Annotated in this window: 17 protein-coding genes and 1 tRNA gene; 12 read left to right on the top strand and 6 right to left on the bottom strand. The window is 63.1% G+C overall.

Annotated elements, in window-relative coordinates; translation table 11 throughout:
* From atpD to Q0O05_RS03480, 5 genes are all read left to right on the top strand, one after another.
* Positions 1-969: F0F1 ATP synthase subunit beta (gene atpD / locus Q0O05_RS03500; protein WP_293660504.1), on the top strand; the 969-nt coding region annotated here is incomplete at its 5' end.
* Between the two features lie 3 nt (positions 970-972).
* Positions 973-1,389 carry a F0F1 ATP synthase subunit epsilon gene (locus tag Q0O05_RS03495; protein ID WP_293660503.1) on the top strand — a complete coding sequence of 139 codons (417 nt, stop codon included), beginning with the start codon at positions 973-975 and terminating at the stop codon, positions 1,387-1,389.
* Between the two features lie 90 nt (positions 1,390-1,479).
* The gene (locus tag Q0O05_RS03490; RefSeq protein ID WP_293660502.1) at positions 1,480-1,935 is read left to right on the top strand and encodes a nuclear transport factor 2 family protein; all 456 of its coding nucleotides are present in this window, start codon (positions 1,480-1,482) and stop codon (positions 1,933-1,935) included.
* 38 nt (positions 1,936-1,973) lie between these two features.
* The gene (locus Q0O05_RS03485; RefSeq protein WP_293660501.1) at positions 1,974-2,945 is read left to right on the top strand and encodes an alpha/beta fold hydrolase; all 972 of its coding nucleotides are present in this window, start codon (positions 1,974-1,976) and stop codon (positions 2,943-2,945) included.
* 11 nt (positions 2,946-2,956) lie between these two features.
* Positions 2,957-3,508, top strand: a complete 552-nt coding sequence (locus tag Q0O05_RS03480) for a DUF2946 family protein (protein ID WP_293660500.1) — start codon at positions 2,957-2,959, stop codon at positions 3,506-3,508.
* 90 nt (positions 3,509-3,598) lie between these two features.
* Here Q0O05_RS03480 and Q0O05_RS03475 read toward each other — a convergent pair whose 3' ends face one another.
* Positions 3,599-4,123: a c-type cytochrome gene (locus Q0O05_RS03475; RefSeq protein ID WP_293660499.1), complete on the bottom strand. Its 525-nt coding sequence runs from the start codon at positions 4,121-4,123 to the stop codon at positions 3,599-3,601.
* Between the two features lie 88 nt (positions 4,124-4,211).
* On the opposite strand from Q0O05_RS03475, the gene Q0O05_RS03470 reads away from it, so the two are divergent.
* A tRNA-Arg gene (locus Q0O05_RS03470) sits at positions 4,212-4,287 on the top strand.
* A 116-nt stretch (positions 4,288-4,403) separates the two neighbouring features.
* Here Q0O05_RS03470 and Q0O05_RS03465 read toward each other — a convergent pair.
* The 4 genes from Q0O05_RS03465 to Q0O05_RS03450 form a co-directional block, all read right to left on the bottom strand.
* Positions 4,404-4,985, bottom strand: a complete 582-nt coding sequence (locus tag Q0O05_RS03465) for an NAD(P)H-dependent oxidoreductase (protein ID WP_293660498.1) — start codon at positions 4,983-4,985, stop codon at positions 4,404-4,406.
* A gap of 69 nt (positions 4,986-5,054) precedes the next feature.
* Entirely contained in the window at positions 5,055-6,179 is a 1,125-nt protein-coding gene (locus Q0O05_RS03460) for a Tat pathway signal protein (RefSeq protein ID WP_293660506.1), read from the bottom strand.
* 153 nt (positions 6,180-6,332) lie between these two features.
* Positions 6,333-6,476, bottom strand: coding sequence for a hypothetical protein (locus Q0O05_RS03455; RefSeq protein ID WP_293660497.1), 144 nt, complete (start codon positions 6,474-6,476; stop codon positions 6,333-6,335).
* Positions 6,477-6,590: 114 nt separating this feature from the next.
* Entirely contained in the window at positions 6,591-7,829 is a 1,239-nt protein-coding gene (locus Q0O05_RS03450) for an HDOD domain-containing protein (RefSeq protein ID WP_293660496.1), read from the bottom strand.
* 207 nt (positions 7,830-8,036) lie between these two features.
* Here Q0O05_RS03450 and Q0O05_RS03445 point away from each other — a divergent pair, with 207 nt between their 5' ends.
* The 3 genes from Q0O05_RS03445 (at position 8,037) to Q0O05_RS03435 (ending at position 10,349) form a co-directional block, all read left to right on the top strand.
* Positions 8,037-8,240 (top strand): hypothetical protein, encoded by a 204-nt coding sequence (locus tag Q0O05_RS03445; protein ID WP_293660495.1) that lies wholly within the window; start codon positions 8,037-8,039, stop codon positions 8,238-8,240.
* A gap of 184 nt (positions 8,241-8,424) precedes the next feature.
* On the top strand, positions 8,425-9,060 hold the full coding sequence (locus Q0O05_RS03440) for a response regulator (RefSeq protein ID WP_293660494.1): 636 nt from the start codon (positions 8,425-8,427) through the stop codon (positions 9,058-9,060).
* Positions 9,061-9,104: 44 nt separating this feature from the next.
* On the top strand, positions 9,105-10,349 hold the full coding sequence (locus Q0O05_RS03435; protein ID WP_293660493.1) for a DEAD/DEAH box helicase: 1,245 nt from the start codon (positions 9,105-9,107) through the stop codon (positions 10,347-10,349).
* A gap of 47 nt (positions 10,350-10,396) precedes the next feature.
* Here Q0O05_RS03435 and rsmI read toward each other — a convergent pair whose 3' ends face one another.
* Complete coding sequence (gene rsmI, locus Q0O05_RS03430; RefSeq protein ID WP_293660492.1) at positions 10,397-11,311, bottom strand: 16S rRNA (cytidine(1402)-2'-O)-methyltransferase; 915 nt, start codon at positions 11,309-11,311, stop codon at positions 10,397-10,399.
* Positions 11,312-11,313: 2 nt separating this feature from the next.
* Between rsmI and Q0O05_RS03425 the strand changes: the two genes are divergently transcribed.
* The 3 genes from Q0O05_RS03425 to Q0O05_RS03415 all read left to right on the top strand — a co-directional run bounded on the left by Q0O05_RS03425 (position 11,314) and on the right by Q0O05_RS03415 (position 13,131).
* Entirely contained in the window at positions 11,314-11,700 is a 387-nt protein-coding gene (locus Q0O05_RS03425; protein ID WP_293660491.1) for a YraN family protein, read from the top strand.
* 109 nt (positions 11,701-11,809) lie between these two features.
* Complete coding sequence (locus tag Q0O05_RS03420) at positions 11,810-12,409, top strand: phosphoheptose isomerase (RefSeq protein WP_293660490.1); 600 nt, start codon at positions 11,810-11,812, stop codon at positions 12,407-12,409.
* Positions 12,406-13,131 carry a BON domain-containing protein gene (locus Q0O05_RS03415; protein WP_293660489.1) on the top strand — a complete coding sequence of 242 codons (726 nt, stop codon included), beginning with the start codon at positions 12,406-12,408 and terminating at the stop codon, positions 13,129-13,131. Before Q0O05_RS03420 ends, Q0O05_RS03415 begins: the two co-directional genes overlap by 4 nt.
* Positions 13,132-13,166 lie beyond the last annotated feature (35 nt).

The raw sequence follows: 13,166 nt of genomic DNA, 5'->3' as shown, positions 1-13,166 counted from the left end.
GTGGGCCTGTTCGGTGGTGCCGGTGTGGGCAAGACCGTGAACATGATGGAGTTGATCAACAACATTGCCAAGGCACACAGCGGCTTGTCCGTGTTTGCCGGTGTGGGTGAGCGTACCCGCGAAGGGAACGACTTCTATCACGAGATGGCCGATTCCGGTGTGGTGAACCTTGAAGACCTACCCAAGTCCAAAGTGGCCATGGTGTATGGCCAAATGAACGAGCCACCAGGCAACCGCCTGCGCGTGGCCTTGACCGGCCTGACCATTGCGGAATCCTTCCGTGACGAAGGCCGTGATGTGCTGTTCTTCGTGGACAACATCTACCGCTACACATTGGCCGGTACCGAAGTGTCGGCGCTCCTGGGTCGTATGCCTTCCGCTGTGGGCTACCAGCCGACACTGGCTGAAGAAATGGGTCGCCTGCAAGAGCGGATTACCTCAACCAAGGTTGGCTCCATCACCTCCATCCAAGCCGTTTACGTTCCAGCGGATGACTTGACCGACCCATCCCCCGCGACAACCTTCGCCCACCTGGATTCCACCGTGGTGTTGTCCCGTGACATCGCTTCGCTGGGTATTTATCCGGCCGTGGATCCTTTGGACTCCACCAGCCGCCAGCTTGATCCCAATGTGGTCGGTGATGAACACTACTCCACAGCGCGCGCTGTGCAAGGTACTTTGCAACGCTACAAGGAATTGCGCGACATCATCGCGATTCTGGGCATGGACGAACTAGCCCCCGAAGACAAGTTGACTGTGGCTCGCGCCCGTAAGATCCAGCGCTTTCTGTCCCAGCCTTTCCACGTGGCTGAAGTGTTTACCGGCTCCCCCGGCAAATACGTCACCCTGGCTGAAACCATCCGCGGCTTCAAGATGATTGTGGCCGGCGAGTGCGATCACCTGCCAGAGCAAGCGTTCTACATGGTCGGCACCATCGACGAAGCGTTCGAAAAAGCCAAGAAGGTCTAAGTCATGAACACCATCCGCGTTGATGTGGTCAGTGCAGAGGAGTCCATCTTCTCCGGTGAAGCCGTTTTCGTGGCGCTTCCCGGCGAGGCTGGCGAGCTCGGCATCAAGCCGCGCCACACCCCGCTGATCACCCGCATCAAGCCTGGCTCGGTGCGCATTGAGAAGGCCGACGGCAGTGAAGAGTTTGTGTTCGTTGCCGGCGGCATTCTGGAGGTGCAGCCGAACTGCGTGACCGTGTTGTCCGACACGGCCGTCCGCGGTAAAGACCTCGACGAAGAAAAATCCAACGCAGCCAAAGCGGCTGCAGAGGAAGCTTTGAAGAACGCCAAAAGCGAAATCGACATAGCGCGAATTCAGTCCGAAATCGCCGTCATGGCCGCTGAAATCTCGGCAGCCCGCAAGTTCCTGAGAAAGAAATAAGCTCCGGCGCAGGCACCTCACAAAGCCACCTTCGGGTGGCTTTGTGTTTTGTGCCGCAGACGCGCCACAGAGATGCGCGAAAATGCTTCCATGCCAAAACAACAAGCCAAATTGCATGCCGTAATGGGTGGCACCCCTGACGAGGTGGAGTCCGCCTTTTACGAGGCCCTGCAGCGCGGAGACATCGACCAGCTCATGTCATGCTGGGCCGATGAAGATGACATCGCCTGCATACATCCGGGAGGCGGGCGCATCATCGGCCCCGGCGCCATACGCGCGAGCTTTGAGGCCATGTTCGCGCATAGCGGCTCTATCCCCGTCAGTCCGGAGCAGATCCGCCGCGTAGACTCCCTCGCCAGCGCAGTTCACCATGTGCTTGAAAAAGTCGAGATCCATACGCCCGAGGGCCCGGGCAGCGCGCATGTGCTGGCAACGAACGTGTATCACAAGACCCCGCAAGGCTGGCGTATGGTGGTGCACCATGCCAGTCCCGGCACACCCGACGACACTGCGAACGGTCCCCTCGCGCCTCAGGTTTTGCACTGAATGGGCCTTCTGCGCCCGCCACCAATGCGCCGACAGCTATGAATTATGTAGCGCCAGTTTGGTTGCCCGGGGGAAATCTGCAAACCATCTGGTCCTCGTTGTATGCCCGCCGGACCATGGGCCCGCGGCCCCTCTATCGCCGTGAGCGCTGGACCACGCCCGACCGCGACTTTGTCGACGTGGACTGGCTGGACCCGCAGGCGCCAGCGGGTGCGCCGCTCTTGGTGCAATTTCATGGCCTGGAAGGCACGTCGCGCAGCCACTATTCGGAAGCTTTTGCGGACTTTGCCCGCGCGCGTGGAATGGCCTATGCGGTGCCGCATTTCAGGGGCTGCAGCGGCGAAGTGAATCTCGCGCCGCGCGCCTATCACTCCGGTGACCACGAGGAAATTGGCTGGATGCTGCAGCAGTTTCGCACCCGGCACCACGGCCCCATCGTCGCCGTTGGAATTTCGCTGGGCGGAAACGCCCTGCTGCGCTGGGCCGAGGAGGCCGGTAGCACCGCCGCCAACACCGTGCGCGCTCTAGCGGCAGTGTGTTCCCCGCTCGACCTGAGCTCCAGCGGCCACGCCATCGGCGCGGGATTTAACCGCTACACCTACAGCCGCATGTTCCTGAAGTCCATGATGCCCAAGGCGATGCGCAAGTTAGAGCAATTTCCCGGCCTTTTCGATGCAGAAGCACTCCAAAAAGCGCGGGACCTCTATACCTTTGACAACATCTTCACCGCGCCGCTGCACGGCTTCAAGAACACCGACGACTACTGGGCCCGCGCCTCCGCCAAGCCACATTTGCACCGAATCCGCATTCCCACATTGGCTGTCAATGCGCGCAACGATCCGTTTGTGCCCGCTTGGAGCTTGCCCCGGCAGAGCGAGGTAGGTGCGCATGTCACCCTGTGGCAGCCGGCGCACGGCGGCCACGTTGGCTTTCCGCAGGGTCGCCTGCCCGGTCATGTGCGCACCATGCCAGAGGCTGTTGGCAGCTGGCTCGCACGCGCCGTACTCTGACCGGAGAATCCATGGATGACATCGTCCGGCAAGCCATGGCCAAATGGCCGCATGTGCCCCACTGCTTCGGCTGGCTAGGCCTGGACAACCGTGGCGACTGGTACTTGCGTGACGACGCGGCGCAGGCAGCGGGCGCCTTCAGTAGCGGACTCCCAGGCAGTAAGGGCAGCCGGCTGATGCATGAGAAGCTGGTGGATTTCATCTGCCGCAACTACGCGGCAGACGCTCAGGGCCGCTGTTATTTTCAGAACGGGCCCCAACGCGTTTACGTCGAGCTTCAAGCCGCCCCATGGATCTGGCGCGTGGACGATACAGCCGCCATTCACGCCCACACGGGCCAGCAGACCACCTATGCCGAGAGTTGGGTAGACGAGGCCGGCCGGCTCTACCTCCAGACCCCTCTAGGCCTCGGACTCGTGCACACCGCCGATATGGGTCGTGCGGCAGCCGCTGTTGAGGCCGGTCTCTGGCTCCCGCAAGAGATCCGGGCACATGAAATGCCGCCCCGGTTCGGCTACGTTTGCAGCCCGCAGGCAGAACAATCTAACACTAAGCCGCTATAAAAAACGGAGCACCTCGCCCAGCACTGGCGCCGAATGCACACAAAAAAGCCGGCACAAGGCCGGCTTTGGGAGGATGAGATTAGCGGGGGCTCACTTGGCTTCGGCCGCTGGCTGCTTTGGCTCATCGAACTTGGCGCCGCTGCCGTTAGCCAAATAGACCACGGCTCGGGCAATCTCAAAGTCCGCCATATCGCCACCACCCTGCGCGCCCATTGCGCCCTTGCCCTTCATGGCAGAGGTATACAAGGCGTCGAAACCGGTCTTCACGCGCGGCGACCATGCGCCAACATCACCAAACTTGGGCGCGCCGGCGGCACCACTGACGTGACAGGCTGCGCACTGTGCCTTGTACACCTCTTCGCCGGTTTTCACTACCCGGTTGGCATCGCGAATTTCCACGGCGCCCACCTTTTGGATGCGCAGGGCGGTTGACTGTTCGACATTTACCGCGCCGGCCGCCGGCTTGTTGTCAGCCGTTACATACGCCACCAGGCCAATGATCACGAAAATAGGAATCACAAACGAAAAGAAAGCTGCAAAGAGCAGCTGCTTGGGCGTTTTGATCGGCCCGGTGTGGTCTTCTTCATGCGCAGTGGATTGGCTGTTGTCGCTCATGGGGGTCCTCAATAAAAGCGGGGGCATGCAATGTGCCGCTGATTATAACGGCCGCCCCCCTCAAAACCCCTACAATCCCAGCACTGTTGCGGCTGTAGCTCAGTGGATAGAGTATTGGCCTCCGAAGCCAAGGGTCGTGGGTTCGATCCCCGCCAGCCGCACCAAAGCTTGATAGCTTGCTACTCATCTGAGAGCGTCCGGCGCCCCTGCAAATTGGCGAGCAGGACATAGCGTTTTGTATGCGATCTGGATTCAATGACGGGGCGCCTTGACGGTGCGGTCACTTGCCATCTTCGCTCAAGCGTCTGAGCTTGAAAAACCATTGCGCAGCTTTCTGCGCCTGCATGCCTCCTGCTGAGCCGATCAGCGTCTCGCGCACCGGCCCGATCCCCGCCATGCCAAGAATGTTGCGCCGCAAAGACTTCAGGCTGTGCGCGCGAAACAACAACCTGTACACCAACGCAGGCATGGCCATGGTGACGACGACCTGGGCCGAGCGGCCTGATAGCGGCTTCTTTGCGAAGGGATTGCGGTTCGATCCGGTAAAGCTGGGCCGAAAGACCTGCTCCAAGAAACCTTTCAGCAACGCCGGCATGTCCCCCGCCCAAAGCGGGAAGAAGAACACCATGTGCTCGCACCACCAGATATCGTCTTGGGCCGTTTGCAAACTCCTGGGCAGGTAGCCGGTCTTGAAATCAATCTGACTGCGCAGCAAGGGGAAATCAAGCGCCGCAACATGGCAGAGACGCACGGCGTGACCGCCAGACTGGGCGCCGCCTTTGTAGCTGGCCGCCAGCGCGTGACACAGGTGCGAAGTTCTGCTGTCGGGATGCCCCTGAATAAGAAGAATGCGTTTTGACAATTCAGGACTCCAAGTGGGGTGGTGCAAATCGAGACGCCGGCCGCATGGAAGGCGAGAGCGGGATAGTTCTCACACCATCACCGCTGACACCGGTCGCCTGAGTGAAAACGGCATGGTCGGGCCCCTGCCAAACCGCACCACCAGATCAGGCCGGTACCCATCTAGGCCGAGCGCTCTAGCAAGAGAGCTTCGCGAGGATGGAACCTCCACAGGCTGGTTCAGATGGGCGTTCCGAATGCCAAGGGCGGTGGCCTGCAGTGCAAACCGCTCATAACAGCGTCCGACCTCGACCCAGTGCGCCTTGTCCGCCGACAGGCCCACGAACACCGCAATGCCTGCCGAGCTGCGAATCTGGCGCGCAATCTTGTCGTTCTCAGACACGGGTGTGAAAAGCATGCCGAATGCCAAACGGCCCAACCAGCCCGGAATGGCGGGATTGCCGCTGGTGGGGCTGAACAGCCCGTCGCGGGTGAGCACAGCATCAGACGCGTTGAACCGGATCCAGGTCTTGAGCTCGGCGACGAAGCCGGCATCTGCCATCTGGCGGCTGTTGGCCCCAATAATCTGTCCTAGCACGTGCTCCAAGGCCGGCCGCCCGGTCAGGAGCACCAGCCGGACCTGAGGCCCGCTACCGACACGTTGCAGCACATCGAGCTCCGCGGCAGACACGGCCGCTCCGTCATAGTCGCCACGCGTCACCTGGCGCAGCGGAATCGCGTGAAACAGAGCGGAAGACCGGGGCGCAGTAGGCCTGAGCTCGACCCGAATGTTCTCCCTTATATCGTCAAAAACGACATCGGCATGCAGCCCATGGGCCAAGGCGGCCTGCACCAGGTTCTCGGTCGCGCACCCGAGCGAGACAAACAGATGATGGTCGTCCGGATCGACCGCCGGACACCGCCTCGCCAAGTCTGGTAGGAGGGTGATGGAGGTCTCGGTGGCACTGAACTTCCAGCATTGCGTGTTGTGGCTGGACGGGGCCAATGTGGCGTAGCGGACCAGTTCGCTTGTGGGGGCATTTCCCTCGAACTCCAGCGGCGTTACCGGCAGCTTGATTGGCAGCGCGACGGGCTGCCGGATTTGGCTTGCTAAGGCCTCGTACTCATCCGACATGCCGAAGGAACTGCATCCCGATACGAACGATGCGGTGCCCGCAATGCCACAGGCAGACAGCGCGAACACTCGTCGAGACATGGCAACCAAGCCGAACTCCTGGGAAAGGTGTACCCCAGAGTAAAGAGTTATCTCCCCGGTCTCCGTTCGACAGCGCACAGGGTTGAGCCTGCACAGTCCGCAACCACGATCCTTTTCGCCCGGTGCAAGCGGACTCCGGCAAGCTCCCCGGGGTCACCGCCAGTGGTGATGCCTGCCCCGACCTTCATTGCGGCCGAAGTGAAACTGCACCGGCGGCAGAACATGAGGCCGTACGTAGTAGGGCTGGTAGATGATGCGCGACTCAACGACCTGCGGGAGGGCGTAGTTCTGCTGCACGATCGGCGGCTGCCCGGAGCCCGCCCCAACCGCCGCTCCCGCTGCGCCCGCCACGCTCACCTGCACAGGAACAGAAGAGCCGTGGCCGCCGCGTTGCCGCTGCCTTGTCCCACCTCAGGCCGTGATGCTGTCGGCCCAGACCAGGGCCTCCATATGCGCGAGGTTGACCTGCCTGAGCGAAAAGGTGTGCGCGCTGAATGCGGCTGAGAACGCCGCTTCATCGTCAGACTCGCAGGCGCTTACCAGGTCAAGCAAGGCGCCAAACGGCCCTTCGCGGGTGATAAGGGGGTGTGCCACAGCCTCGTCCAGCCCCAACTGTTGCACCAGATCAGCCATCGGCTGGCCCAGCAAGATATCAATTTGCGACAACAAACCCACCAGAAAAGCGGTGTCCGCCCGCTCCGGGCCCATGCTGATGGCGGCCAGTAGTTCCATCATGCGGCCGCGCACAATCGCCGCCGTGCCCTGCACGCTGGCTTGCTCGATGGTGTTGGTCAGCAGCATGGCCGACCATTGCACCAGCTTCGCGTAGCCCAGGAGCAGGATGGCCTGGCGCAGCGAAGTAATCTTCTGCCGCATGCCGAAGGCGGCGGAGTTGATGACCCGCAGCAGGCTGACACCCAGCGCAGCATCCTTCTTCAAGACCGTCTCCAACTCCTCCAAGGGCGCCTCCGCCTGCGCGAGTTTGAAGATTTCTAAGGCGCTGGCCTGACCAGGCGAGAGCACGCGCGACTGCACCATCTCGGGCACCGAGAACCAGTAGCCCTGAAACTCTTGCACCCCCAAGTCGCGCATGGCCTCGAACTGCGCACCGGTCTCCACCTTCTCGGCAATCAGCGCGGCCGGCGTACGGCTCTGGGCCGCCAACACCAAGGGCTTGTGCTGCTGCACGTCAGTGCCCGACGCATTGATCTTGACGAAGTCGGCAAGGGCTTGCCAGGGCTTGTAGACAGGGGCCACCACGCTGTGCTTGAACGCCAGCCGAAAGCCGCGGAGCTTGAGCGCCTGCAGCGCCGGCGCCAGCGCAGCAATAAAGGCCGCGTCATGCTGAGGCGCCGGGGCCACCTCAATCACGGTGCGGTGCGGAGCCAGAAAATCCCACTGCGGGCCGCTCAGGCCTTCATGCACCGAGTGGATAAACACATCGTGCACCGAGGTGGAAAATGGCGCTGCGCTATGGCCCAGCGCGTGTAAGGCCAGTGCGACATCGCTCTCGCGCGAGTGGCCGGATGTGCCGGCTGAGCGGTTGAAAAGCTCATAAGCCAACACCACCCTATCAGCGCTGACAATAGGTTGGCGGGCTATGGAGATACGGTCCAGCACCTCGCCGGAGGCCGATTCTTGTTCAGACATGCCTGTAATGTTCCCCTGATAAGAGGCCGTGAGCGTAACGCACCCGGCGGCCGCTTACAAGAAGCCCCGGTATTCCCCTGACAGGCCGCGCCGTGTGAATGCGGCAGCGTGCGCCGGAAACAGGCACTGCGAATGCCCTGACATCAATTTGACAAACAGGTCAAAAACGTTATATTGAAGATTGACTGATTTTCACAATTGGATCCCATGCCGCAAGCCCCCAAATCAACGGATTCCGCAGAGCCATCCTTCTGGCTCAACCCCAATGTGGTTAGTCGCATCCAGTCGGGCTTCAAGACAGCGCTGCAGGGGCCGATTCTCATCCGCGAGCCGGAGCCCGACTTCGCCGTGACGGTGCCGGGCGACCCCGGCTTGCTGGAAAGCGCACCCCCTCCCAACGACCAGCGCTAACCGCGCCGGGGCAATACTCAGGCCTCACACAATTCACAAATAAACAGGTTTGTTTTTTGTAAACACCACCCGTTTGGCGTTAAACCCAGTGGTGCACGGCGCTGTACCTGAATAGAATGCAACGAAAGCACCAAATCTGAAAAAATCACGGTTCGGTGCGTGCCCCTTCACGACTGGCCCCACCATGCCCCAAAGCACCGACGTTCTGACCACCCAACAAGCCGCCCGAATTCTGGGCTTGTCGACCACGTCAGTGCAAAAAATGGTGATCAGCGGCGAGCTCGAAGCCTGGATCACCCCTGGCGGACACCGCCGGATCTTCCGCAGCGCCATCGACAAACTGGTGCAGTCGCGCGGCAACATTGCCCCTCCCGAGGCGGGGCCCCGGCCCCTGCGGATCCTGTTGGCCGAAGACGATCAGGTGCAGGTCGCCTACTTTCAGGCGCTGCTGGCCCGCGGCGGCCACGAAGTGGCGCTCACCGTTGCCAATGACGCATCGCAAGCCCTGATTCAGCTTGAGCGCCAGCGTCCCGACCTGGTGGTGACCGACCTGATGATGACGCCCTTTGACGGCTACCACCTGGTGCAGGCCATGGCCAAGGAACCAGCCTACCAGCCGATCGAAGTCATCGTGCTCACCGCCCTGACCCGCACCGAAGTGCAGGACGACCCGCGCCTGCCCAACTGGGTCACCGTCTACCAAAAACCCCTTCAGGCTGAGCGCTTGCTGGGTTACCTCGACGCCCTCGCCACCCGCCTGAACCGCAGCGGACACACGGTGGTTTCGCCGGCCCACCTCAAACGCGGCACGTCCGCCTAAACGCTGCAGTGGCGCAAGCCGCTGTGGCACCCTGAGTTTTCTCTATGCCTTTTTTTACTCTGGGCCTGAGTCCGGCCCTGGCAGCCGCCATGGCGCAGCAGTTCACCACGCCCACGCCGGTGCAATCCGCCGCCCTGGGCCCCGCGCTGGGTGGCAAAGACGTGGTGGTGTGCGCGCAGACAGGCTCCGGTAAAACCGCGGCCTACGCGCTCGCCGTGCTGCAGCGTTGGCAGCCGCCGGCCCCCCATGTGCCGCGGCGGGCGCAGTCGCTGGTGCTAGTGCCTACCCGCGAGCTGGCAGTTCAGGTGGGCGCAGTTATCAACACCCTGGCCCGTGCCGCGGGCATTGCGGCCAAGGTGTCGGTGGTGTTTGGCGGGGTGTCCATCAATCCGCAGCTCATGGCCCTGCGCGGCGGAACCGACATTGTGGTGGCCACCACCGGCCGCCTGCTGGACCTGGTCGACCGCAACGCCATGCCCCTGCAACAGGTGCGCTGCCTGGTGCTCGATGAGGCCGACCGCCTGCTCGACCTCGGGTTTGCCGAAGAGCTGGCCCGCATTGATGCCCTGCTGCCGGCCCACCAAAGCCTGCTGTTTTCTGCCACCTACAGCGCGCCGGTGCGCCGCCTGGCAGAAGCCCGCATGCAATCGCCGGTAGAAGTCTCCATTGATTCTGATAGCCAGCCCGCGCCCGCCATTCGCCAGCGCGCCATTCTGGTGGATGAGCCCCGCCGTACCCAGTTAGTGCGCCACCTGCTGCTGCAGGAGGAGTGGCCGCGGGTTCTGGTGTTTGTGGCCACCAAATACGCCGCCGAGATGGTGGCCGACAAGCTGCGCCGGGCGGGCTTGAGCGCCGAGCCCTTTCATGCGCAGCTCAGCCAAGGCAAGCGCAGCCAGGTACTGGCCGACTTCAAGGCCAGTGTGGTGCAGGTGGTGGTGGCGACCGATGTGGCGGCCCGCGGCGTTGATATTGCCGGCCTGCCGGTGGTCGTCAATTACGACCTGCCACGCGCTGCGCATGACTATGTGCACCGCATCGGCCGCACCGCGCGTGCTGGCGAGTCCGGCATGGCCCTGAGTCTGGTGAGCGCCGATTCGGCCGCGCACTTTGCTTTGATTGAAAAGCGCAACGGACTGAGCCTGCCGCGCGAGGTGGTGCCGGGCTTCGAGCCGCAGGAGGCGGCGCCCCGCGTTTCGCTCGACCAGGCCGCCGGCGGCATCAAGGGCCGCAGGCCCAGCAAGAAAGACAAACTCCGCGCCGCCGGTCCTTTACCGCCTGTGGCCGGCTGAATCCAAAAAAAGGGAAGAAAAGCCGCCTAGAGCCCGCCAGTATTGCGCTAGGTGCTATCTTTTTTGAGTAAGAGAGCGCGTTCGTAGAGCGCGTTGCGCGGCTCGCCGGTGATGTCGGCCGCCAGCTTGACCGCCGACTTGAGCGGCAGCTGCTCCAAAAGCAGAAGCAGCACCCGGTCGTCTGCGGCGCCTGCTGCCAGCGCAGCGGGGTGAATGACCAGCGCAAACTCGCCCCGCAGGCGGTTGGCGTCGGCTGCCAGCCAGGCGCTGAACTCTGCGGCCGGCAGGGTGGCAATCTCTTCAAACTGCTTGGTGAGCTCGCGGCCCACGGTGAGCTTGCGTTCACCCAGGGCGCCCAGCGCCTTGGCCAGGGCCTCGAGCCGGTGGGGCGCTTCGAGCAACACCACCGCCTCGGGCTGGGCGGCCAGCGCGGCCACTTCGTTGGCGCGTTCGGTGGCCTTGGACGACAGAAACCCCCTGAACACAAAGCCGCCATGCCCCTCGCCAGCCGCCACCACGCCGGCCACCGACATCGCGCTCACCACGCTGCTCGCCCCCGGCAGCGGCACCACGCGCAGGCCCGCCGCCCGCACCTGCGCGACCAGCCGTGCACCGGGGTCGCTCACGCCGGGCGTGCCCGCGTCGCTCACATAGGCCACCCGCTGCCCGCTGTGCAGGCGCTGAATCACGCCCTGTGCCGCCTCGGTTTCGTTGTGCTGGTGCACCGCAAGCAGGGCACTGCCAGGCTTGTCGATGCCGTAGGCCCGCAGCATTTGTTGGGTGTGGCGGGTGTCTTCGCAGGCAACACAGTCCACCAGCCCCAGCACGTGCAGCGCCCGCAGGGTGATGTCGGCCAGATTGCCGATGGGGGTTGCCACCACGTACAGACTGCCTTGCGGATAATGCTGCCCACCGGCGGCCTCCGAGGCGGCTTGCACAGCTGTAGAAAACGACGCACTCATATATGGGCTTACTTCCATCGCGGCCGGCGCGCGCCACCACCAAGCAAGTCGGCGATGCGGCAGAAGCGCAGGCGTTGGGTTTTTTGCAAGCCAGGGGGCTGCAATTCCTTGCGCGCAATTATCGGACGCCAGGGCGCGGCGGCGGAGAAATCGATCTGATTCTGCGGGACGCCGACGGCACCCTGGTGTTTGTGGAGGTACGCAAACGCAGCCGCACCGACCACGGCGGTGCCGCCGCCAGCGTGGGCCATGTCAAGCAGCGGCGCATCATCTTTGCCGCGCGGCACTACCTGCTGACCCTGCGCACCGTGCCGCCATGCCGATTTGATGTGGTCGTGATTGACGGCGATGGGGTGGAGTGGTTGCGCGCCGCCTTTGACGCGTCCTGAAGCAGCCCCGCCCCTGCGGCAAAGGCTTGCCACCTGCCCCGCAAAAGCCCGCTGGCGGCTGTGCGAAGCGACACAGACGCTTACAGGGTGCGCGGTATCATCACCGCCCATGCTGGAACTACGTATTCAACAACACTTCATAGACAGCGCCGACCTGAAATACCAGGCCGCGCAAGCCTTGAGTAAACCCATTGCCGACGCGGTGCAAGCGGTGCTGGCCTGCGTGACTAGTGGCGGCAAGGTGCTCACCTGCGGCAGCGGCGGCTCGGCCACCGATGCGCAGCGTTTTGCCGCCGAATTTGTGGGCCGATTCGAGCGCGAGCGCCCCGAGCTCGGTGCCATTGCCCTCACCACCGACACCGCCCTCATTACCTCGCTGGCCGACGATTACGACTACAGCGTGATCTTTGCGCGTCAGGTGCGCGCCCTTGGCGCCCCGGGCGATGTGCTGCTGGCCATCTCCACCACCGGCAATGCCCAGAGCCTGCTACGCGCCATAGAGGCCGCGCACGAGCGCGACATGGTGGTGGTGGGCCTGACCGGCGCCGGCGGCGGCAAGATGGCGGCCATGATGCGCGACACCGATGTCCACATCAGCGTGCCCCACGACCGGATGGCCCGTATTCAAGAAGTCCATACCCTCGCCCTGCATTGCATAAGCGATGCGGTGGATGCCCAACTCCTCGGTGAACAGGAACCTACCCCATGAAAAACGCTACCCACCACGCTCTCCCCCGCCTCTCTCTCCCGCGCCTGGCCCGCGGTCTTGTCCTCGGCACCTTGGCCATCAGCGGCCTCACGGCCTGCGTGCCCCTGATGGTGGGCAGCGCCATGGTCGGCTCGGGGCTGGTGGCCAGCGACCGTCGCACCTCCGGCACCCAGCTCGAGGACGAAAGCATTGAGTTCAAGGCCGCGGCCCGCATCCGCGAAAACATCGGCGAGCGGGTGCATGTGAATGTGACCAGCTACAACCGCCAGGTGCTGCTCACCGGCGAGGTGCCAAGTCAGCAAGACAAGCAGCTGGTGGAGAGGGTGGTCTCCAGCGTCGAGAACGTGCGAAACATCGTCAACGAGCTGGGCGTGATGGGCATCAGCACCGTGCAGCAGCGATCATCCGACCTGCTGGTGAGCGGCCGCGCCAAGGCAGGTCTGGTAGACGCCAAAGACTTGTTTGCCAACGCCTTCAAGCTCACCACCGAGCGCGGCACCGTCTACATCATGGGCCGTGTGACAGCCCGCGAGGCGAAACGCGCGACCGACATCATCAGCAGCACCAGCGGTGTGCAGCGGGTGGTGCGCATTCTGGAAGTGATTTCGGAGGAAGAGCTGGCCCGCATCATGCCGGCCCCGGCCCCCACTCCTTCTCCTTCTCCTTCTGCTCCTGCTCCTGCTCCTGCTCCTGCTGCCTCTGCAGCGCCTGCCGGCAGGTAACTGAGCAGAATCAAGCGCCCGGGAGGGGGCGCTTG

It is taken from the genome of Rhodoferax sp. OV413 (assembly GCF_945881795.1).
Classification (GTDB): Bacteria; Pseudomonadota; Gammaproteobacteria; order Burkholderiales; family Burkholderiaceae_C; genus Allorhodoferax.
Note: the sequence above shows the minus strand (reverse complement) of the source record. Positions and strands in the feature narration are given on the sequence as shown.